This is a genomic window from Rubrobacter marinus, from assembly GCF_011492965.1.
Classification (GTDB): Bacteria; Actinomycetota; Rubrobacteria; order Rubrobacterales; family Rubrobacteraceae; genus Rubrobacter_F; species Rubrobacter_F marinus.
The window spans coordinates 1,829,410-1,849,042 of record NZ_CP045121.1 but is presented as its reverse complement, the minus strand read 5'-3'; the positions used below and the strand labels follow the sequence as shown (position 1 = coordinate 1,849,042).

Genomic DNA, 19,633 nt, shown 5'->3' with positions numbered 1-19,633 from the left:
GACCCGCGGCTTCGTGTAGACGGTCCTCGTGAGGGGTAACGAGGGCTCAGGAAGCCGGTGGTGCGGCAGCGGAAGGAGGCAAAGTTGGGTAAGGATGCGGAGAAGCGATTGGCCCTGGTGCTATCCACGGCGCTGGCCGCGTTCGCGGCGACGAAGGTCGCGGGCACGCTGCTGGACGAGCCCGAAGAGCGCGGCGTCGGCGACGACGTGAAGGAGGCGTTGGTGCAGGGCGCCTTCTCGGTCGCCGCGACCATCGTGTCCTCGTTGATCATACGCAACGTACTGAGCAAGCGCTGGGGTACCTGATGGTGGCGCCGGAAAGGGAGGTAGGCCGACGTGGGAGATAACGCGCAGAAACGGCTGTTGTCCTTGCTCGTGCTGGCAACGTTCATCACCCTGCAGATCCCGCTGAAGAGGCTCGTCAAGGAGCTGGTGCCCGGCAGGAGGGGACCGAAGGAGGACGTCGCGGAGGCCCTGGTGCAGGGCACGGCCAGGGTGGCGGCCGTCATCCTGGCCTCGACCATCATCCGCGGGCTGGCCGACGACCGGGACCCGAGCCCCGCGTCGGACACGAACACGAGCGCCGGGGAAGGCGCCGCCGAGGTAGCGGTCGAGCTGTAGTCCCCGAGAGGAGAGACGAAAGCGCAGGGGGCCGGGGCCGCATGCAACCCCGGCCCCCTCTCTGCCAGACAAGCCTCCCGACGCCGAGCGCCGTCCGTCCTCGAGCCCGAGAACCTCGCCGATCTGGAGCGCCCTCGAACGGGACCGAACCTGCGAGTCCGGCGCGCGAGGACGAAATCCCCATCCCCGCAACCCTGAGATCCAGCCGCACGACTTCCCTCGATAGCCAGCTCGTCCGCCCGGCTTCGAGAGCTTCCGCATCGCTCGCTTCGCATGACCGCTCCGCGCCGTCCCTCGGGCATCGGTAGGCCCCCCAGCGCGTCGAGGAGGTTCCGGCGCCTCCGGATGCGCCGCTTTGCGCTCTCCGTCCGCCGCTTGCTCGTGCCCGCATATCATCGGATACGATGCTTCGGACCGGCATCCATGACGCGACGCCGAGTCTCGTTTCCGAGCGCTACGTTCCGGACGCGGCGCTTCGCGTCCGCTCCCGTCGTAGGAGCCGAAATTTCCCGGTTCGAATGGGACATCTCTCCCACGCCGGCGGGATGGTGCCCCCGGTAGGGTCTTCAGAGATCGTTGCAACCGCGTGGCGGAGGGAGGAAGCGCCCGAGCGGCGCTTCGGAAGGAGGACGGCGATGAAGCGCGTGCTCATCGTGGAGGACCATGCCGTGTTCCGGCAGGCCCTCGCGTGCGTACTGGGGCGGCACACCGGGTTGCGAGAGAGCGTCGAAGCGGGCTCTCTGACCGAGGCCCTCGAGCTGTTGCCGGACGCGACGGTCGACGCCGCGATCGTGGACCTCTGCCTCCCAGACGGCGATGGTTCGGAGCTTAAAAGCGGTCTTCGCGGCCAAGATCCTGGGATCGGGGTGCTGGCGCTGTGCAAGAACGCGGACCTGGAGCATCACGACCGGGCACTCGGCGCGGGGGCGACCGAGGTGCTCTCCAAGGAGGCCTCCATCGAGGAGATCCTCCGCACGGTCCGACGGCTCACGGCCTGACCGTACGGGGGCCCGGGACGCAAGTTCCCGACCAAACCGGGACACGAGCCCCATGACGGCGGGACGACCCCCTGCTTAGCATTCGTTCGAGATCCGGGAGCAGCGATCTCGGGAAGGAGAAGGACCGGATGTACGATTCCAACGCGGGGCATTTCGAGCGCGCCGCTCCACCCACGAGCGAGAGGTTGCCGGCGGATGGCGGGCGCGTCGTCGAGATCTCGAGACCGCCGCGGTCCGGGCGCGGCGCGGGCAAACGCAGACGGTCGCGCCCGGAGCAGCTACCCCTCGCCCGGAACGCGACGTTCCCCCCGCTTCCACCTCCGGATATAGTCGCATGAGACACGGGTCACGACGTTCGGGAAGGAGGGCCCCGACGCTTACGAGAGGCAGCAGCGTGAGCGTCGTTCTCCGCCGCGGACGCCATCTCGCGCCCGACGCGGATGCCGCGCTCCCCCTCAAGAGAACGCGACGCACGTGACCCCCGGACGATCGTCGGCGCGGCCAGGACGAACAGCCAGAGCAGGGAAGGAGAACGACGGATGTCGAACGAGAACGTGGAGTTGGTGAGAAGGGCCTTCGACGCCTGCAGACGGGGTGACGCCGCGACGCTCAGAGAAGTCTTCGCCTACGACAACGAGGTGCAGATAATCGGTGCCACCGACTGCCCGGCCCCTTATCCTCCGCTTCACGACCCCGGCTTCGATTACAAGAGCGTAAGCCCGAAGGGGGACAACAAAGTCGAATCCGAGATCGAGTACCGAAGGGACCCCAAGAGGTACCGCGGCACGTTGACGGACACGATAGGAACCGTCGGAGGAGAGAGGAAGATCGTGTCGAGCACCGTCGTGTGGGGGACCGAAACCCAGCCTTACCCGGGCCCGACGTACGACGACTATGCGGAGTACGAGGCCACGTACGGGTGGTGGGGTTGGCCCATTGGCAGGAGGCGCAGGTAATCCCCGGAACGGCTCGCCCGTGAGACCGCACCCTACAGGACGGGGACCCGCAGGCATCCCGGATGGTCTGCTCCTCGTCGTGCGCGAGCGCCGGCTCGTCATCGCGCGGGTGGCCTGGGTGTTCGTGGCGGCCGTCGCCGTCGCGGTCTTCGCCGCCGGCTTGCCCGCGCTCTATGCCGAGGTGGTCGACGGGGTTCTCGGCGGTGAGGATCTCGCCTCGCTAGAGGCCAACCTGAGCCGGCTCGGCCTCTCCGTCGGCTTCTACGCCGCGTGGTTCTCCGTCGTCCTGCCCGTGGCGGTGGCTGCGGTGTTCTTCGCCGTCGCGGGCATCGTCTTCTGGCGCCGGCCGGACGAGCCGATGGCCCTCTTCGTCGCGCTGCTGCTCGTGCTGTTCGGCGCGACCCGGTGGGAGGCCAACGAGGCGCTGGCGGCCTCCTACCCGGTCCTGAAGACCGCGAGCAGCCTCCTGGAGTCGCTCAGCCTCGCGTCCGTGTTCGCGTTCTTCTACCTCTTCCCCGACGGGCGCTTCGTCCCCCGCTGGACCCGGTGGGTGGCCCCGCCCCTGGTCGCGTACCTGCTCCTCGCCTCGCTCTGGCCGGCGTCCGTCTGGGACCCGAAGGGCTGGTCCGGTCTCCCCCACGGTGCGTTCTTCGGCGGTTGTCTCGTCGTCGGTCTCATCGCGCAGGCCCTCCGGTACCGGCTCTCCGGCGCGGTGGAGCGCCAGCAGACGAAGTGGGTGGTCTTCGGTTTCGCGGCGGCGCTCGCGGTCTACGTCGCCGTCATCCTGGTGTTCTTCGTCCTACTGGAGCCGCCGCAGCCGGGCACGTTCTCGAACCTGGCGGTGGGCACGGTGTTCTACTCCTCGGCGCTCTGCATACCGCTCTCGCTCGGCGTGGCGATCCTGCGCTACCGGCTGTGGGACATCGACGTGATCATCAACCGCACGCTGGTCTACGCCTCCCTCACGCTCAGCGTCGTCGCGCTGTACGTGCTGCTGGTCGGGGGGATCGGGGCGCTCTTCCAGGCACGCGGCACCTTCCTCGCCTCCCTGCTCGCCACGGGCGTGGTCGCCGTCGCCTTCGCGCCGCTGCGCGACCGGCTCCAGCGCGGCATCGACCGCCTGATGTACGGCGAACGCGACGACCCCTACCGGGTGCTCTCGCGCCTCGGAAGACGCCTGGAGGCGGCCCTCGAGCCCGAGACCGTGCTCCCGACCATCGTCGAGACGGTGGCGGGGGCGCTCCGTCTGCCCTACGCGGCGATAGCGATGCGCGGGGAGGACGGGTTCGAGATCTCGGCCTCCTACGGGACCCCAACCGGCGAGGGGACGGTCCTGCCGCTCAGCCACGGCGGCGAGACGGTGGGGCGCCTGATCCTGGCCCCCAGGGCGCCGGGCGAGGGCTTCTCGCCCGCCGACAGGAGCCTCCTGGAGGACCTGGCCCGAAACGCCGAGGTCGCCGTACACGCCGTGAAGCTCACCGCGGACCTGCGGCGGTCCAAGGAGCGCCTGGTGACGGCCCGCGAGGAGGAGCGCCGCCGCCTCCGGCGCGACCTGCACGACGGCCTCGGCCCCACCCTGGGGAGCCTCGCGCTCGGCCTCGACGTCTCCCGCCGGCTCCTGAAGACCGACCCGCGGGAGGCCGACGAGATGCTGGCGCAGCTCAAGGCCCAGGCCAAGGACGCGGTCGGGGACGTCCGGCGGCTCGTCTACGGCCTGAGGCCCCCGGCCCTCGACGACTTGGGCCTCGTCGGCGCCATCCGGGAGCAGGCCGCCAAGCACGGCCGCCTGCTCGACGATTCGGGGGCGAGCGAGGCGGACAGGAACGGGCGCCTCGCCTTCCGCGTCGAGGCGCCGGCCGGGCTGCCGCCGCTGCCGGCCGCCGTGGAGGTCTCCTGCTACCGCATCGCCCAGGAGGCGCTCAACAACGTCGTCCGCCACGCGAGGGCGGATTCTTGCCTTATACGGCTCTCGATCTCCGCCCCGGGAGACGAGCTGCGGCTCGACGTCGTCGACGACGGCATCGGGCTGCCGGATGACCCCCGAGCGGGGGTGGGGATGAGCTCCATGGCGGAGAGGGCCGAAGAGCTCGTCGGCAAGCTGACGGTCGAACCCGTCCCGACCGGCGGCACGCGCGTCGTGGCGCGCCTTCCCCTCTTCGAGCGCGAGGCGGAGTGACGGGATGAACGAGGGAGGAGCACCGTGGATCCCATGCGCGTGCTGATCGCGGACGACCACGCCCTGTTCCGCTACGGCCTGAGGGCCATGCTGGCCTCCGAGGAGGGCTTCGAGGTGGCCGGCGAGGCCGCCACCGGCGAGGAGGCGGTGCGCCTCGCCGCCGAGCTCCAGCCGGACATCGTCCTCATGGACGTGCAGATGCCGGGCATCAACGGGATAGAGGCCACCCGGCGCATCGCGCGGGACCACCCCCGCGTCGGCGTCGTGGTCGTGACGATGTTCGAGGAGGACGACTCCGTCTTCGCCGCCATGCGCGCCGGCGCCCGCGGCTACGTGCTCAAGGGCGCGGACGCCGACGAGGTCATAAAGGTGATGCGCGCGGTCGCCGGCGGCGAGGCGCACTTCGGGCCGGACATAGCCCGGCGGCTCATGGGCTTCTTCTCCGCCCCGGAAGCGGCACCCTCGCAGACCTTCCCCCAGCTCACCGATCGCGAGCGAGAGGTCCTCGACCTGCTCGCGCGAGGCATGAGCAACGGGGAGATCGCACGCCACCTGTACCTGAGCCAGAAGACGGTGCGAAACCACCTCTCCAACATCTTCCCGAAGCTCCGGGTGGCGGACCGCGCCCAGGCCATCATCCTCGCCCGCGACGCCGGCCTGGGCGGAGCCCCCACTCCTCCTAGGCCCTGACGCCCCCGCATCCTCGTCCTTGCACGGCAACGCCCCCACGACCGCCACGGCGTAGCCCGGAGACAAGCGACGCCTCCCTACCCCGGGCCGGCGCTCGTGCAGCGGTCGGCGCCAGGGAGCTTCGCTGGCGCGGCTAAAGTTTCTCTGCCGCCGTGCCGAAAATCCCTCGACGGACGACAAAGGCAAACCCGCCGCGAGGCGGGGGCGCAAAGCCAGGGGCCTCGAGACGAGGCAGCCCGGCTACCGAAGCGTAGGAGGAAATGCTGTGAGAAGGTCGATGGTTTTCGTGCTCGTCGCGGCCTTGCTGGTCGCGATGACGACAGGTGTAGCGGGGGCGAAGGGCAAGCCCGCCAAGAAGCCCGACAAGAAGCCGGCGCCGCCCGTCGCGCACGTTTTTCGGGGCGAGATCGTCGCGGTCGACGCCGATTCGGTGCTGGTGAGCGTGGAGGGGGGCAACAGCTTCGCGAAGCCGTTCGTCGGCAAGCGGCTCGACATCGCCGCCAACTCCCGGACCAAGGTCGTCGAGGACGACGTAAAGACCAGGCTCTCCAACCTCGACGCCGGGGACGCGGTGGTGGCGAAGGCGATGGCCCCGCGCGGCTCGCAAAGCTTCACGGCCGACATGTTCGTGGCGACGAGCCCGACCGCCCCCTACTACCTCGACGCCGACGGAGACGGGATCGGGGCGGGCGAGCCCCGGACCTTTGTGATCGATGAGCAGCCGGAGGGCTACGTCAGCGCGTCCGGCGACAACTGCGCCGACGTCGCCAACCCCGACCAGGCCGACGCAGACGGCAACGGGACGGGCGACGCCTGCGAGCCCGTCGTCGAGGAGCCGGCGCCGGAGGTCGGCGAGCCGGCCGTCTAGCAGGAGGAGAACCGTGTGCTAGCGAAGGGGCCGGGGCCTATGTGGTCCCCGGCCCCTTCGCCCACTCCCCCACCGAGAGCTTGACGCCGATGTCCCCGCGCGTGGCCCCGGAGTGCGAGCAGACCTCGTGCGCTTTCTCCATGAGCGCCTGGGCATCCTACCGCGTCAGGTCCGGGGGGTGGCCGATCGACCGCGAGCCCGAAACCTCCGTCCTCGGTCCTCCCCGGATAGACGTTCGCCCTGATCGAGGCGTCTCCGACAATTTTTTCCGCCGCCCGGCGAAGAGCTGCTCGGGGTTCGTCCCGTTCCCGCTGTCGCCATCCCGAGTCGACGACATCTCGACACCGAGACGTTCACATCCGAGCCAACGAGGCACGGCCAAGATACGTTCGCAACATCGAGGCGGGGCAGCTTCGGCGTTGGGGTCACCAGCGAGGAGCCGGTCCCGCCGTACCTGCCCGAGGACCTTTCGCCCGAGGAATTGCCGCACATCTCCACCCCACCCGAGATGCTCCCCGCGGGGCGCGGGCTCCGGAGAGGTCGCCTCGGGCGGCACGTTCAGGCTACAGATGGGAGCGGACGAAGGAGTGGCCTACGAGGCAATACTCTGCGACGGTCCCACAGCTCCGATCGTGGCGCCCGAGGCGGAGACGCCACGCGAGGCGAGCCGATCTTCGGCCCGTGGATAGTCCATCGGGAGCGCAAGGAAGACCCGCAAAAACGCCCCGCGGTTTGCGGGGCCCTCCAAGTGGCGAGACCGGGACTCGAACCCGGGACACCACGATTATCAGGAGCGGCCGGCGGATCGAAGCCCGGCGCGCTTCTCGCTTCGGCGGGGGTCCGGGCGGCGTCGATGGTTCCCTGAGGGGGCGCGGGCGGGGTCCGGGCGCGCCGGGCGTTCCGTGCCGGGAGGCGGGGCGGCGCCACGGATTTTGGGGTAGGAGTCGGCGCGACCTCGCGGTCACACCTCTTCAAAGGCACCGCCCGCCCGGTGGGCGGCCCGGGGGCATGAAGGCTCATCCCCCACCTTGTGGGGCGGACTTCGCTCGGGTATGAATGCTTGTAAGGCACCCTGGAAGGGCGGTGCGGCGTTTGGGACGGATATTTTTGCTCGAAGACCACTCCTGGTTCCGCCGGGCCCTCGCCGACATGCTCGCGCTCGAGCCGGACCTCGAGGTCGTCGGTGAGGCCGGTTCGTTGGAGGAGGCGCGCCGGGAGACGCGCGACAGGGCCAAGGAGATAGACCTGGCGCTGGTAGACCTGCTGCTGCCCGACGGCATAGGCACGGAGCTGATCCGGGATCTGCGCAGGACGAAGCCCGACCTGCCGGTGCTGGTCCTTACCGTGGCCCGGGGCCCCGACCTCTACTCCTGGGTGCGGTCGATGGGGGCGGACGAGATGATCTCCAAAGACGCTTCCGTGGAGGAGATCCTCACCGCCGTACGCATCTTGTTGAGGAGGTGAGCGGACGAAGGTGCGAGTCATCGTGGCCATAGAGCCCCGCTCCTACCGGCAGGTCATAGGGGAGGCCATCGGAGCCTCGAGGCCGGACGTCGAGGTCACCGTGCTCGAACCGGCCACGCTCGGGGCGGCGGTCGCGCGCCTCGACCCCGACCTCGTCTTCTCGAACCGCCCCGACACCTTCGCACCCGACAGAGGGACAGCATGGATCGAGTTCCTCCCATACGAGCACCCGCCCGCGCGGATCCGCATCGCGGGGCGACGGCGGGAGCTGGAGGAGGTCGAGCTGGAGGACCTGCTCTCGATCGTGGACGAGGCCGCGGCGTTGGCCCGGGCGGGCAGGGAGCCCGGGAACCGCTAGGAGCCTCGGGCATATCCACCCGACCGCGGAGAGCAGGTCCTCCGGGAGCCGGTTATCGGTCACCGGCCCGTTCATCAGCGCGTCTTCGCCCAACGGACGCGAGGCGCTCTGCACCGGGGAACGGCCGCGTTCCCGCCGCCCGTGGAGGAGACGGCGAGATCAGCCCGCTCTGGTGGCGGCACCTTTCCTCACTCGGCCGTAGAACGCCTTCCAGGCCTCTATTACTTCCTCGTCGTCCGGATGGACGAACCAGTGGGCGTCCGCCGCGGCTTCCAGCCTCGCGGTCCTCGGGTCCGCGAATCCTCTTCCGCCGGGCCGGTGGCTGCGCAGCGCGGCGAGCAGCATGGGCCGTGCGTCTCCCATCTCGGCTTCGAATTGACGACGCTGCGGTACCATGCATTTCATGATCGCACGGCGAACAGCCGCCGCAATGGTTCGAAGTATGCAATGTGTCCCGCCGTACGGGCAGGAGGCACGGCCGACGCAGAGCCCGGAGGAGGCGCGCGTCGACGACCGCGTCGTGGTCGAGAACGGCTCCGGGACGTGCAATAAGAGGGCAACTACGCGTCTACGGCCGCCTCGTGCCGGGCGCCCGGAAGAGGGCGCTCGCCGCGCTGGACGGGGTGTTCGGCTAACCCGTTCTGGTGGCTCGATGGTACAGGGGGACGGACCGGACGATCGGGCAAAGAAAAACCCCGCTCATTGCGGGGCTCGTCCGAGTGGCGAGACCGGGACTCGAACCCGGGACACCATGATTTTCAGTCATGTGCTCTACCAGCTGAGCTATCTCGCCTGGCGAAAGGACACGCTCGGGGCGCGCCCTGGGAGATTCTAGGGCACGGGATGCGCCCTATCAAGGAGGAAGGGGCCCACGCGGGGCCCCTTCCTCGCGCGTCCGTGAGGCGCGACTACTTCTTGGAGAAGCGGTCGAGCTCGAAGGCGGACTCCACCATCTCCTTCGGGAGGGCGCCGACGACGGCCTTGGGCTGCTCGCCGGGCTCGAAGAGGGCGATGGTCGGGATGCTGGAGATGCCGAAGTGACCGGCGAGGGCGGACTCCGCGTCCACGTCGACCTTGGCGACCTTGACGGCGCCGTCGTACTCGGCCGCGATCTCGTCCATCACCGGAGCCACCTGGCGGCAGGGCGCGCACCAGGAAGCCCAGAAGTCCACGAGCACCGGGACGTCGGACTTCAAGACCTCGTTCTCGAACGTTTCGGTGGTAACCGCGAAGGGCTGTGCCATGAAAAACCTCCTGCCGTATGACTTACGCACAAGAGTATAAGCCACGGCACAAGGATAGGGTGTGTAAACCCCAACAACGGGGCGGGAGCGACGGGACTCGAACCCGCGGCCTCCGGCGTGACAGGCCGGCGTTCTAACCAACTGAACTACGCCCCCGCGTGGGCTCCCCGGACTCGTCCGGGACCCCAGCAGTTTAGCAGACCACAAACGGGTTTTCTAACGGTTCCGACGAACGTACCCGGAGCGCCCCGAAGGCCGCGGCCAGGCCCCACCCGGGCGTGGCAGCGAGCCTCCTTCGCCGTGCAACGCCCCGAGATACCGCCGCCGGACCCGTCCTTTGCAGGCGGCTAGCGCCCTCTAGCACCGCGAACGAGTATTGCTCGAGTCTAGATCGTGTCCTCGACCGTCCTGGACAGATCGCGCGCGTGACGCCTGTGAGTGAGGCTCGTCCCCTCAGGGAGACGCTTCTTCGGGCGTCCCGCCGCTCCACCGAGAAGTCCCAACCGGCTACAGGCCCCGTTCGGCCATATAGATGAGCCGCTGCCCCACGTCGTATACCCCGGCGCCGTCCTTGCCGCGCAACGTGCCGTCGATGAGGAGCATCGCCGGACCGTGTACCGCGGACCAAGCCAGACCCTCCTTCATCGCAACGGCCTGCTTCGCCTGGATGGCCGGGCAGACTGCGTCGAGAAGCTCCCGCCGGTCCGCAAAGTGCCGGTACGCCGCGCTGGGCGCCATCCCCACCCGCCGCGTCGCCTCGCGCTGCACCACCGCGTCGGCGCCCCCCCGCGCCAGCTCAACGCCGGCCCCCACGAGCGCCCGGCGAAGGCCGCCGTGTCGGTACGAATCGCCCTTCGGAGAGCCCACGCCCAGGCCCGCTATCCTGCCGCCCCGCTAGTGCACATTTTCGCCCGCGTCGGGGTGATTTCCCCCGTTGTGAACACCGTACACAAACCGTATTCTACCTCTACAGTTTCCGGCCCGGACCAGGACGGTGTTCGCCAAAGCCGGACGCTGAACCTTACGAGAGGGGAGAAGACGTGAGGAAGATAGTCGCGGTGGAGTTGCTGTCTCTGGACGGCGTCATGGAGTCGCCGAACGAGTGGGCCTTCTCTTACTCCGACGACGAGATGGAGCGGGAGAACACGGCGGGGATGGCCGCGTCGGACGCGCTGTTGTTGGGGCGGAAGACGTACGAGGAGTTCGCCTCCTTCTGGCCCGGCCAACCCCCCGGCACGCAGATGGTCGACTACATAAACAGCGTGCCCAAGTTCGTCGTGTCGGGGACGTTGGAAGGGCCGCTAGGATGGAACAACTCGGCCCTGATCCCGGGTGACGGGTTCGCGGAGGGGGTAGCGGAGTTGAAGCGGGAGCCCGGCAAGAACATCACGGTCGTCGGCAGCTGCGACCTCGTACGGTCGTTGCTACGGGCCGGGTTGCTCGACGAGCTGAGGCTCACCGTCCATCCCCTGGTCCTGGGGGCCGGAAGGCGCCTCTTCGAAGGCTGGGGAGATACCAGAGGCCTGACGCTGGTGGACTCGAAGACGTTCGGTACGGGGGTCGTCTCCCTCGCTTACCAACCGGAAAGGAGAGAGATCGGATGACGAGTAACGATTTCGCGAGCGGGTACGCGGAGGTCAACGGCCTGAACATGTACTACGAGGTTCACGGCACCGGCCGGCCTCTCGTCCTACTCCACGGCGCCTACATGACCGTCGGCTCCATGGGACGGCTCCTGTCCGGCCTGGCGGAGACCTGGCGGGTGATCGCCGTCGAGTTGCAGGCCCACGGCCGCACCGCGGACATCGACCGCCCCATAACCTACGAGCACATGGCCGACGACGTGGCCGCCCTCATCCGTCACCTCGACCTGGACCAGCCCGACGTATTCGGCTTCAGCATGGGCGCCGCTGTCGCCCTCCAGCTCGGTATCCGCCACCCGGGCCTGGCGCGCAGGTTGGTGCTCGCCTCGGTCTCCTACACCAGCGACGGGGTGCAGCCCGAGCTGCACGAGATGGCCCCGACCATTACGCCCGAGATGTTCGCCGGGTCTCCCATGGAGGCCGCCTACAAGGAGATCGCGCCGAACCCCGAGGACTTCCCCACCCTGGTCGAGAAACTGAAGACGCTCGACACGACGCCCTTCGCCTGGCCGGAAGAGGACATCCGGGGGATCGAATCCCCGACCATGATCGTCGTCGGCGACGCCGACGTCGTGCGCCTGGAGCACGCCGTCGAGATGTTCCGGCTGCTGGGAGGCGGAGCGATGGGGGACCTCGCCGGCTTCTCCGGGCACCAGCTCGCGGTACTCCCCGGCACCTCCCACTTCATCCCGCCTGGCAGCGGCATCCTGGACCGCGCCGAATGGCTGCTGGCGATGGTCCCTCAGTTTCTCGACGCTCCTTCACCGGAGGAGGCGGAATAACTCAGCCCCCGCGCTCCATCCTTCGGTCGAGGTCGCCCCTCCGGCCCGGCCGTACCATCGGAGCCGATCCGGTGAAGGAGGATCAGCATGAGGAAAACCGCCGTACCGGAGCAGGAGGCGCTGGATGAGTGATGGGTACGTCACCGCGGCGGAACGGCTAGCGGGCGGCGAGAACGCCGCACCGGTTCGTCGACTCCTGCCGGGGCCCGCTGCGGCAGATCACCAGCCACCCCGTCGCCCGGATGGGGACGGAGTGAGAAGGAGACGGACGTGAAGACGCACGTGCTGTTCGTTCACGGTGGCGGAGAGGGCGCTTATGAGGAGGATCGGAGGCTGGCGGCGAGCCTGCAAGACGCATTGGGTGCCGGATACGGCGTACAGTCCCCCAGGATGCCGAACGAGGACAGCCCCGAGTACGGGGCGTGGAGGGACCGGATCTCGGAGGAGCTTGCGGGTATGGACGGCGACGTCGTCCTCATGGGCCATTCTCTTGGCGCCTCGATCTTGCTGAGGTACCTCTCCGAAGAAGGCCCGGCGTCGGTCTACGCCGACCTCGAGCGCGACGGCGTCTTGCCCCCGGGCAGTAGACTCGACGCCGCCGCGGCGGCCAAGCCGGGCGAGGACGCCGACGCGCTGATGAAGGAGAAGCGTAAGCTGGACGGGCTGCACCTGGCCGGCGCCCATGGCGAGGTGGCGCACGAGGTCGTGACGCTGCCGGGGCGCTCGCCGTCGCTCGCGGTCAGCGGCTTTTTCTCGGCGGCAAGCACGAACGTCGGGGAGCGATGGTGCGCGCTCAACGTCTTTCCGTCGAACGGCGATCACCACATGGTTTTCTCGTATAGGAGGTTCAACGAGCTCGCAGTCCGGACGACCTTCCCTCGTCCGTAGGGCAACGGGTCACCACCGTCATTAAGAAACGCGTCGCCCCTCCCTGTGTTGGCACCCTGCTCATCCGCCCGTTCCGCTATGCGGCAGCGGTCCGATCGGACTCCTCGCATCGTTCACACGTCGGCGCGAACCGGGCGACCGGCGACGAGCACGATCAAGCGCGGGCAACCCTTACGCAATGGCGCCCCTTGGCGTTCCGTCATACCGCGTCCTCCCCCCTCGTCCCTACGCTCCGGCGATGCGCTGACCCAATACCGCGGTTCCGTCGGGGGCCAGCGTACTCCGGTGCGGCGACCCGCGTCAATCCCCAGCAGATCCTTGCTAATACGTTGCGCACCTCTCGCCTCGGGAGCTCGACAACCTCCGGCCGGCGTCGTGACAAAACCAGGCCTCCGTTGCGTGGCGCTCCGTGAGATAACTCGGCAGCAGACATCGGTGACCGTAAGACTCACATATCGTCGCGATCGGCGCTCCGCCTCCTCGTCCGGCAACTCGCAGACGTTGCGCAAGGGGCTTTACTCACAATCTGGGGTCACAGTACCATTCCGGACAGCCCGTTGAAAAAGCCGCGTCGGCGCCCGGACCGCTTGTGCGACGTGGGGCCGGCCACCCCGGAAATAGAGCTAGAGCGTGACCAGCTCGGCTAGCTTGGCCGCGACGTCTTCCATCGGCTCTTCCGCAGTGTCCAGGCCGCTTCGCGAGCCGAGCAGGGGGCTAACTTCGCGGAGAGCGTCATACGTCGTGTCGTGGACGATGGGAACGAGCAGGTCACGCGCTAGGAGTGCCGAAAGCTCTTTCTCGGAGATGCCCGCTCCTTGAACGCGGCGCAGCAGCGCGGGGGTCACCAGCACGATCCCGACTCGCGATTTCGCCAGTCCCTTATCGATTTCGCGGAGCAACGGCGTGCCGAGGACGACGTCCTTCTCGCTGAACCAGACCGAGACACCTCGTGCTTCGAGCAGATCGTGAAGCTCCTTGGCGGCCCCACCTCGGTCGTTCCATGCATGGCAGAGGAAGACGTCCCGAAGGTCAGGCAGGGAGGCTTGCTTCTCGACGCTTTCGCGGATCGGCGTGAGCGACCGCACCTGGGCAGGCGTGTAAGACACGGACGAACCGGCTCCCGACCACCTCGGCCTGGGGCTGCCAGACCCGCCGCTGCTGCTCCGAGCGCTCCCGCTACTCACCGATGAGGGGTAGGACGGAGACGAGGACGACGGGTACGAGTACCTGTAGCCGCTGTAGCGGCCACCGCATGCAGGGCAGTTCGCTGCGCCGCTCGCTGTACGATGGCCATATACTGGTGCCGTGCATCTAGCCATGTGGCCGATGATACCGGGTGCCGTCGCCGCTCTCAAGCGCTAGCGCAAACCGCCCTCGCCCCAACTGTCGTCAAACCGTCGTCAAACGGGGCCGAGTCGAAACCCGGCCCCTCGTTGACTTTCTATTTCTACCTGCAAAACGCCGCTTTTTCGAGGTGGGCGATGCTGGGTTCGAACCAGCGACCCCCTCCTTGTAAGGGAGGTGCTCTACCCCTGAGCTAATCGCCCCGGTCCTCGGGTTGGCCGAGGTCGTGCCCCCAACGGGATTCGAACCCGTGCCGCCGCCTTGAAAGGGCGGTGTCCTGGGCCTCTAGACGATGGGGGCCGTGGTGGACCTTGAGTGGCCTGTGAGCCAGGAAGGGATCGAACCTTCGACACGAGGATTAAAAGTCCCCTGCTCTACCACTGAGCTACTGGCCCAATTTTTGGATTTTACCAGATGGTGTGCGCCTAGCGGGATGCGACTGGGCCCATCCTGCGGGAGAGGTAGAGCGCCCCCGTGAGGGCGAGGATGAGCGCGGTGAGGACGCCGAGCTCGATCAGCAGCGCGTTGAAATCGGGGGTGCCGAGGCTCTGCTCGATGGAGACGGTGACGGCGAGTATGCGCCGGACGACGGCTATGAGGCCCACGACGAGGAAGGGCTCGACCCTCACCTCGCGCTCCTCGACCACGGTTATTATCGTCCTCAGGAGCTCGGCGAAGATGAAGATGAGCAGCACCTTGTCGAGGACCTCGAGCGCCGCCTCGAGCGGGCCGAGCTCCAGCACCCCGAGCACGCTCGCCCCCGCCGAGACGAAGAGCATCGCCACCGTGACGAGCAGGAAGACCGCCGCCGCGTAGTAGACGACCTTCTCGGAGAGCCCGAGGGCTCGCGTGGCGCGCGTGGTCTCCTCCCCGTGCGTCAATGCAGGAAGTGGCGCCGCTTGGTGAGGACCATCGAGAGGCCGCGCCTGTCGGCGGCCTCGACGACCTCGGCGTCGCGTTTGGAGCCGCCCGGCTGGATGACGGCTCCGACGCCGGCCTTTGCGAGGGCCTCGACCCCGTCGGCGAACGGGAAGAAGGCGTCGCTGGCGGCCACCGCGCCCTTCGCCCTCTCGCCCGCCTTGCGCACGGCGAGTTCGGACGAGTCGACCCGGCTCGTTTGTCCGGCGCCTATGCCGACCGTCGCCCCGTCCCTGACGAGGACTATGGCGTTGCTCTTGACGTTCTTCGCGACCTTCCAGGCGAAGAGCAGGTCGCCGAGCCCCTCCGGCGAGGGGTGGACGGAGGTGACGAGCTCGTACTCGTCGTCGCCCTCCACGCGGTCGGTCTCCTGGACGAGGAGGCCGCCGGCCACGGGCTTGGCGGAGAGCTCGGGACGCTCGATGGGGCCGGCTTGCAGCAGGGTCATGTTCGGCTTCTCGGAGAAGACCTTGCGCGCCTCCTCGCTGAAGGACGGCGAGATCAGGACCTCCGTGAAGACCTTGGAGATCTCGCGCGCAAGCTCCCCGTCCACGGGGCCGCCGAGCGCCACGATCCCGCCGAACGCGGAGGTCGGGTCGGAGGCGAGGGCCTTCCCGTACGCCTCCGCGAGGTCGTCGGCGACCGCCGCCCCGCAAGGATTTGCGTGCTTGATGATGACCGCCGCGGCCCTGCCGTCCTCCGAGAGGTCCGCGAGCAGGGTCCGCGCGGCGTCCACGTCGTAGAGGTTGTTGAACGACAGGGGACGCCCCTGGAGCCGCTCGACCCCCGTGAGGAGGTGGCTGCCGCCCCCCGCCTCGGCGTAGTACGCCGCAGCCTGGTGCGGGTTCTCGCCGTAGCGCAGCGGCAGGACCTTCTCGTAGCTCTTCGTCAGGGTCTCCGGGAAGACGTCATCTCCGGCGGCGGCATCGTCCAGGCTCTGCTCCGGGGCCGCCGCCGTACCGTTCGTCGAGGGGACGGCCTCCATCTCCACCCTCTCGGCGAGCCACGCCGATATAGAGGCGTCGTACTCGGCGGTCCGGCGGAAGGCTTCGAGGGCGAGGCGGCGGCGGGTCGTCTCCTCGACCTGCCCGAGCTCCATCTCGGCGGCGACCTCCTTGTAGAAGCTCGGGGAGGGGACGACGGTCACGCTCTTGAAGTTTTTGGCGGCGGCGCGCAGCAGCGTGGGGCCGCCGATGTCTATCTGCTCGATGGCCTCCTTCTCCTCGGCCCCGCCGGCGACCGTCTCCTCGAACGGGTAGAGGTTCACGCAGACGAGGTCGATCGGGCCTATATCGTGGTCCACGAGCTCTACGACCTGCTCCGGGTCCTCGAGGTCGGCGAGGATGCCGCCGTGGATCCTGGGGTGCAGCGTCTTGACCCTCCCGGCGAGCATCTCCGGCGCCCCCGTGACCTCGGCGACCTGCGTCACCGGGACCTTCGCCTCCTCGAGCGCCCTCGCGGTCCCGCCGGTCGAGATGATCTCGAACCCGAGCTTGTGCAGCCTCCGCGCAAACGCCGCGACCCCCCGCTTGTCCGAGACGGAGACGAGCGCCCGGCGCCTCACTTCGCGCCCCCCAGAAAGTGGTCCGCGACCGCCTCGACGAGCAGCCGGTGCTCCACGGGCCTGAGCCTCTCGTGCAGCGTCTCCTCCGTGTCGCCCGGCAGGATCGGCACGGCCTCCTGCCGGATCCCCGGCCCCGCGTCGACCTCCTCGACCATGTAATGCACCGTCACCCCCGTCTCCTCCTCCCCGGACTCCAAGGCCCTGGGTATGGCGTGCAACCCCTTGAATCGCGGCAGCAGCGAGGGATGCACGTTGATGACCGCCGGGAACCGCTCCAGAAAGGCCGGCGTCAACACCCGCATGTACCCCGCCCCAACCACGAGCCCCACGTCATACGCCGCGACCCTATCTGCGAGCGCGGCGTCGTAGGCCTTGCGCGACCCGAAGCTCCGCGGCTCCACGTGCTCCGCCGGAACCCCGGCCCGCCTGGCCCTCTCGAAAGCGTACGCCCCTTCCTTGTCCCCCGCCACCACCGCGCAGTGTTCTCTGTAGGCGTCGAGCAGCGCCTGGAGGTTCGTCCCCGAGCCCGAGGCGAGCACCGCGAAGCGCGCCCCCTCCGGCAGACCCCTCGCGCTACCCTCCGGGGACAAACTCCACCCCTCCGTCCCCCACGACCTCCCCGATGCGCCGGGCCCCGGACCCCGCGTCCCGCAGGACCGCCATCGCCTCCTCCGCATCACCGCTCTCGACCACGACGCAGAACCCGACGCCGAGGTTGAAGACGCGGCGCATCTCGTCCTCGGAGACCTTGCCGAGCGCACGGATCAGGCCGAATACAGCAGGCTCCTCCCAGGAACCTTCGTACAGCCTCGCGCCCCTCCCCCCGAGGGCGCGCGGCAGGTTGCCGGGGAGCCCGCCCCCCGTGACGTGCGCCATCCCGCGCACCCGGACGGACCGGCGCAGGGCCGAGACCTCGCGTACGTAGGCGCGGTGCGGCTCCAGATACGCCTCCCCCACCGTCTCGACCCAGCCCTCCGGCACGCTCGCGTAGGAGAGCCCCGCGTCCTCGACCACCTTGCGGGCGAGGGTGTAGCCGTTGGTGTGCAGGCCGCTTGAGGGCAGGCCGATGACCACGTCCCCGACCTCGACGCCCTCCCCGGTGACGACGTCCCCCCTCTCGCACGCCCCCACGCAGGCCCCCACGATGTCCAGGTCGCCGCCTGCGTAGAGCCCCGGCATCTCCGCCGTCTCCCCGCCGACGAGCGAGATGCCCAGGGGCCGGCACGCCTCCGCCGCCCCCCGGACGACCCCGGCCACAACGGCGGGATCCAGCCGCCCGCTCGCGACGTAATCCAGAAAGACGAGCGGTGTCGCGCCGGTGGCGAGGACGTCGTTGGCGCAGTGGTTGACGATGTCCGCCCCCAGGGAGTCGTAGCGGCCGACGGCCCCGGCGACGAGGACCTTCGTGCCCACCCCGTCGATGGTGGAGGCGAGGACCGGCTCCCGGAGGCCGGAGAGGGCGTAGAGCCCCGCGAAGCCCCCCGGGTTCGGGACGACCTGTGGCCCGTGCGTCGCCTCGACGGAGGCGCGCATGAGGCCGGTCGCCTCGTCGCCGCGCTCTATGGAGACGCCGGCCGCCTCGTACGACGACGGGGGGTTGCTCTCCGTCATCCCTATTTGCCGCCCACGGGCTGGACCTTCTCCAGGGCGAGCTTGCTCGCCGTGCCGGTGATGGGGTAGTCGCCGTCGAAGCAGGCGCGGCAGAGACTTCCCCGGGGCTGCTCGGTCGCGCGCGTCATCCCGTCCACGGAGAGGTAGGCGAGGGTGGTCGCGCCGATCTGTGCCCGGATCTCCTCGACCGTGTAGTTCGCCCCGACGAGGCCCTCCTTCGTGTCCATGTCGATCCCGTAGTAGCACGGGCCGGTGACGGGGGGCGAGGAGACGCGGAAGTGGACCTCCTTCGCCCCCGCTTCGTGCAGGAGCGAGACGAGCTTGCGGCTCGTGTTGCCGCGGACGATGGAGTCGTCGATTACGACGACGCGCTTGTCTTTTATGACGGAGGGGAGCGGGTTCAGCTTGAGCCTCAGCCCGATCTGTCGCATCCCGTCCGTCGGCTGGATGAACGTCCGGCCGACGTAGCGGTTCTTTATCAGGCCCTCGGCGTAGGGGATGCCGCTCGCGTTGGAGTAGCCGGTAGCCGCCATGATGCCGGAGTCCGGCACCGGGATGACGACGTCGGCCTCGACGGGGCTCTCTTCGGCGAGGATCTCGCCCATCTTGAACCTGGAGTCGGCGACCTCGCGCCCCTCGAAGCGGGAGTCCGGCCTGGCGAAGTAGACGTACTCGAAGCTGCACAGCGCGCGGCGCGCGGGCTCCGCCCGGAAGCTCGTCAGCCCGTCGTCGTCGATCACGACGACCTCGCCGGGCTCGACGTCGCGCACGTACTCGGCGCCTATGATGTCCAGCCCGCAGGTCTCGCTGGAGACGACGTAGCCCCCCTCGACCCTGCCTATGGAGAGCGGCCGGAAGCCGTGGGGATCGCGGAAGGCGACGAGCTTGTCCCGGAAGATCATGGCGACGGAGTACGCCCCCTCGAGGCGGCGCATCGCGTCGCGCACCGCCTCCCCGACCCCCTTGCCCCTCTCCAGCTCCCCGACGGCGACCGCCGCGATCGCCGCGGTGTCCGAGGTGGAGTGGAACTCGAAGCCCTCCTCTTCGAGCTCGCGCCTCAGAACATCCGCGTTCACGAGGTTTCCGTTGTGCGCTACCGCTACGTTCACGTCTCCCCGCCCGTGGAACTCGGGCTGGGCGTTCTCCCAGGAGGCGCTCCCCGTCGTCGAGTACCGGACGTGGCCGAGCGAGATGTGCCCGCTCTCCAGGGAAGCCAGCCGCGTCTCGTCGAAGACCTGGGAGACGAGCCCCATGTCCCGCATCGCGAGCGTCCGCTCCCCGTCGGAGACCGCGATCCCCGCCGACTCCTGCCCCCGGTGCTGCAACGCGTACAGCCCGAAGTACGTCCGCTGCGCGAGCTCACCGGCGAGCTCGCGGGAGTACATCCCGTAGACCCCGCACGCCTCTTTCGGCTTACCTTCCATCTCTCCGACCTCGATCAAAACAGACCGCACTCCTAGATTGGGGCCTTCTGGGACTCGAACAAGAGATGCTACTACATGCTCCTT

Annotated in this window: 21 protein-coding genes, 5 tRNA genes and 1 riboswitch; of the genes, 12 read left to right on the top strand and 14 right to left on the bottom strand. The window is 68.8% G+C overall.

The genetic code is table 11. The features are described 5' to 3' along the window. The first annotated feature begins 84 nt into the window (after window positions 1-84). The 9 genes from GBA65_RS09430 to GBA65_RS09390 all read left to right on the top strand — a co-directional run bounded on the left by GBA65_RS09430 (window position 85) and on the right by GBA65_RS09390 (window position 8,131). On the top strand, window positions 85-306 hold the full coding sequence (locus tag GBA65_RS09430) for a hypothetical protein (RefSeq protein WP_166396346.1): 222 nt from the start codon (window positions 85-87) through the stop codon (window positions 304-306). Between the two features lie 30 nt (window positions 307-336). Further along, window positions 337-621: a hypothetical protein gene (locus GBA65_RS09425; protein ID WP_166396345.1), complete on the top strand. Its 285-nt coding sequence runs from the start codon at window positions 337-339 to the stop codon at window positions 619-621. Between the two features lie 635 nt (window positions 622-1,256). Further along, the gene (locus tag GBA65_RS09420; protein ID WP_166396344.1) at window positions 1,257-1,619 is read left to right on the top strand and encodes a response regulator; all 363 of its coding nucleotides are present in this window, start codon (window positions 1,257-1,259) and stop codon (window positions 1,617-1,619) included. Between the two features lie 539 nt (window positions 1,620-2,158). Then, window positions 2,159-2,575: a hypothetical protein gene (locus GBA65_RS09415; RefSeq protein ID WP_166396343.1), complete on the top strand. Its 417-nt coding sequence runs from the start codon at window positions 2,159-2,161 to the stop codon at window positions 2,573-2,575. A gap of 19 nt (window positions 2,576-2,594) precedes the next feature. Further along, the gene (locus GBA65_RS09410) at window positions 2,595-4,751 is read left to right on the top strand and encodes a sensor histidine kinase (protein ID WP_166396342.1); all 2,157 of its coding nucleotides are present in this window, start codon (window positions 2,595-2,597) and stop codon (window positions 4,749-4,751) included. A 33-nt stretch (window positions 4,752-4,784) separates the two neighbouring features. Beyond that, window positions 4,785-5,441, top strand: a complete 657-nt coding sequence (locus GBA65_RS09405; protein WP_166398432.1) for a response regulator transcription factor — start codon at window positions 4,785-4,787, stop codon at window positions 5,439-5,441. Between the two features lie 171 nt (window positions 5,442-5,612). Continuing rightward, a riboswitch (cyclic di-GMP riboswitch) is annotated at window positions 5,613-5,689 on the top strand. A 17-nt stretch (window positions 5,690-5,706) separates the two neighbouring features. After that, window positions 5,707-6,309, top strand: a complete 603-nt coding sequence (locus GBA65_RS09400) for a hypothetical protein (protein WP_166394804.1) — start codon at window positions 5,707-5,709, stop codon at window positions 6,307-6,309. Between the two features lie 1,092 nt (window positions 6,310-7,401). Next, window positions 7,402-7,773 carry a response regulator gene (locus GBA65_RS09395; RefSeq protein WP_166396341.1) on the top strand — a complete coding sequence of 124 codons (372 nt, stop codon included), beginning with the start codon at window positions 7,402-7,404 and terminating at the stop codon, window positions 7,771-7,773. Between the two features lie 10 nt (window positions 7,774-7,783). Next, window positions 7,784-8,131, top strand: coding sequence for a hypothetical protein (locus GBA65_RS09390; RefSeq protein WP_166396340.1), 348 nt, complete (start codon window positions 7,784-7,786; stop codon window positions 8,129-8,131). A gap of 159 nt (window positions 8,132-8,290) precedes the next feature. On the opposite strand, the gene GBA65_RS09385 is transcribed toward GBA65_RS09390, so the two are convergent. The 5 genes from GBA65_RS09385 to GBA65_RS09365 form a co-directional block, all read right to left on the bottom strand. Beyond that, window positions 8,291-8,494, bottom strand: coding sequence for a hypothetical protein (locus tag GBA65_RS09385; RefSeq protein WP_166396339.1), 204 nt, complete (start codon window positions 8,492-8,494; stop codon window positions 8,291-8,293). 357 nt (window positions 8,495-8,851) lie between these two features. Then, a tRNA-Phe gene (locus tag GBA65_RS09380) sits at window positions 8,852-8,924 on the bottom strand. A gap of 115 nt (window positions 8,925-9,039) precedes the next feature. Next, entirely contained in the window at window positions 9,040-9,375 is a 336-nt protein-coding gene (gene trxA, locus GBA65_RS09375) for a thioredoxin (protein WP_166396338.1), read from the bottom strand. A gap of 82 nt (window positions 9,376-9,457) precedes the next feature. After that, window positions 9,458-9,531: transfer RNA gene (locus GBA65_RS09370), tRNA-Asp, on the bottom strand. A 351-nt stretch (window positions 9,532-9,882) separates the two neighbouring features. Next, window positions 9,883-10,188: a TetR family transcriptional regulator gene (locus tag GBA65_RS09365; protein WP_207956281.1), complete on the bottom strand. Its 306-nt coding sequence runs from the start codon at window positions 10,186-10,188 to the stop codon at window positions 9,883-9,885. Between the two features lie 227 nt (window positions 10,189-10,415). Here GBA65_RS09365 and GBA65_RS09360 point away from each other — a divergent pair, with 227 nt between their 5' ends. From GBA65_RS09360 to GBA65_RS09350, 3 genes are all read left to right on the top strand, one after another. Next, a complete protein-coding gene (locus GBA65_RS09360; RefSeq protein WP_166396337.1) occupies window positions 10,416-10,979 on the top strand; it encodes a dihydrofolate reductase family protein in 564 nt (187 codons plus the stop codon). Then, window positions 10,976-11,800 carry an alpha/beta fold hydrolase gene (locus GBA65_RS09355; protein ID WP_166396336.1) on the top strand — a complete coding sequence of 275 codons (825 nt, stop codon included), beginning with the start codon at window positions 10,976-10,978 and terminating at the stop codon, window positions 11,798-11,800. The genes GBA65_RS09360 and GBA65_RS09355 overlap by 4 nt, the downstream gene beginning before the upstream one ends. 270 nt (window positions 11,801-12,070) lie before the next feature. Continuing rightward, complete coding sequence (locus GBA65_RS09350; RefSeq protein WP_166396335.1) at window positions 12,071-12,688, top strand: alpha/beta fold hydrolase; 618 nt, start codon at window positions 12,071-12,073, stop codon at window positions 12,686-12,688. Window positions 12,689-13,311: 623 nt separating this feature from the next. Here GBA65_RS09350 and GBA65_RS09345 read toward each other — a convergent pair. From GBA65_RS09345 to purF, 9 genes are all read right to left on the bottom strand, one after another. Further along, window positions 13,312-14,007, bottom strand: a complete 696-nt coding sequence (locus GBA65_RS09345; RefSeq protein ID WP_166398430.1) for a toll/interleukin-1 receptor domain-containing protein — start codon at window positions 14,005-14,007, stop codon at window positions 13,312-13,314. Window positions 14,008-14,163: 156 nt separating this feature from the next. Next, window positions 14,164-14,235: transfer RNA gene (locus tag GBA65_RS09340), tRNA-Val, on the bottom strand. Between the two features lie 24 nt (window positions 14,236-14,259). After that, window positions 14,260-14,332: transfer RNA gene (locus GBA65_RS09335), tRNA-Glu, on the bottom strand. Between the two features lie 23 nt (window positions 14,333-14,355). Next, a tRNA-Lys gene (locus GBA65_RS09330) sits at window positions 14,356-14,427 on the bottom strand. Between the two features lie 30 nt (window positions 14,428-14,457). Beyond that, window positions 14,458-14,913, bottom strand: coding sequence for a phosphate-starvation-inducible PsiE family protein (locus tag GBA65_RS09325; protein ID WP_166396334.1), 456 nt, complete (start codon window positions 14,911-14,913; stop codon window positions 14,458-14,460). Beyond that, the gene (gene purH, locus GBA65_RS09320) at window positions 14,910-16,514 is read right to left on the bottom strand and encodes a bifunctional phosphoribosylaminoimidazolecarboxamide formyltransferase/IMP cyclohydrolase (protein ID WP_166396333.1); all 1,605 of its coding nucleotides are present in this window, start codon (window positions 16,512-16,514) and stop codon (window positions 14,910-14,912) included. The genes GBA65_RS09325 and purH overlap by 4 nt, the downstream gene beginning before the upstream one ends. Further along, complete coding sequence (purN, locus tag GBA65_RS09315) at window positions 16,511-17,104, bottom strand: phosphoribosylglycinamide formyltransferase (protein ID WP_228281783.1); 594 nt, start codon at window positions 17,102-17,104, stop codon at window positions 16,511-16,513. Before purN ends, purH begins: the two co-directional genes overlap by 4 nt. Then, window positions 17,088-18,125: a phosphoribosylformylglycinamidine cyclo-ligase gene (gene purM, locus GBA65_RS09310; protein ID WP_166396331.1), complete on the bottom strand. Its 1,038-nt coding sequence runs from the start codon at window positions 18,123-18,125 to the stop codon at window positions 17,088-17,090. The genes purN and purM overlap by 17 nt, the downstream gene beginning before the upstream one ends. A gap of 2 nt (window positions 18,126-18,127) precedes the next feature. Beyond that, complete coding sequence (gene purF / locus GBA65_RS09305; RefSeq protein ID WP_166398429.1) at window positions 18,128-19,549, bottom strand: amidophosphoribosyltransferase; 1,422 nt, start codon at window positions 19,547-19,549, stop codon at window positions 18,128-18,130. Window positions 19,550-19,633: the final 84 nt, after the last annotated feature.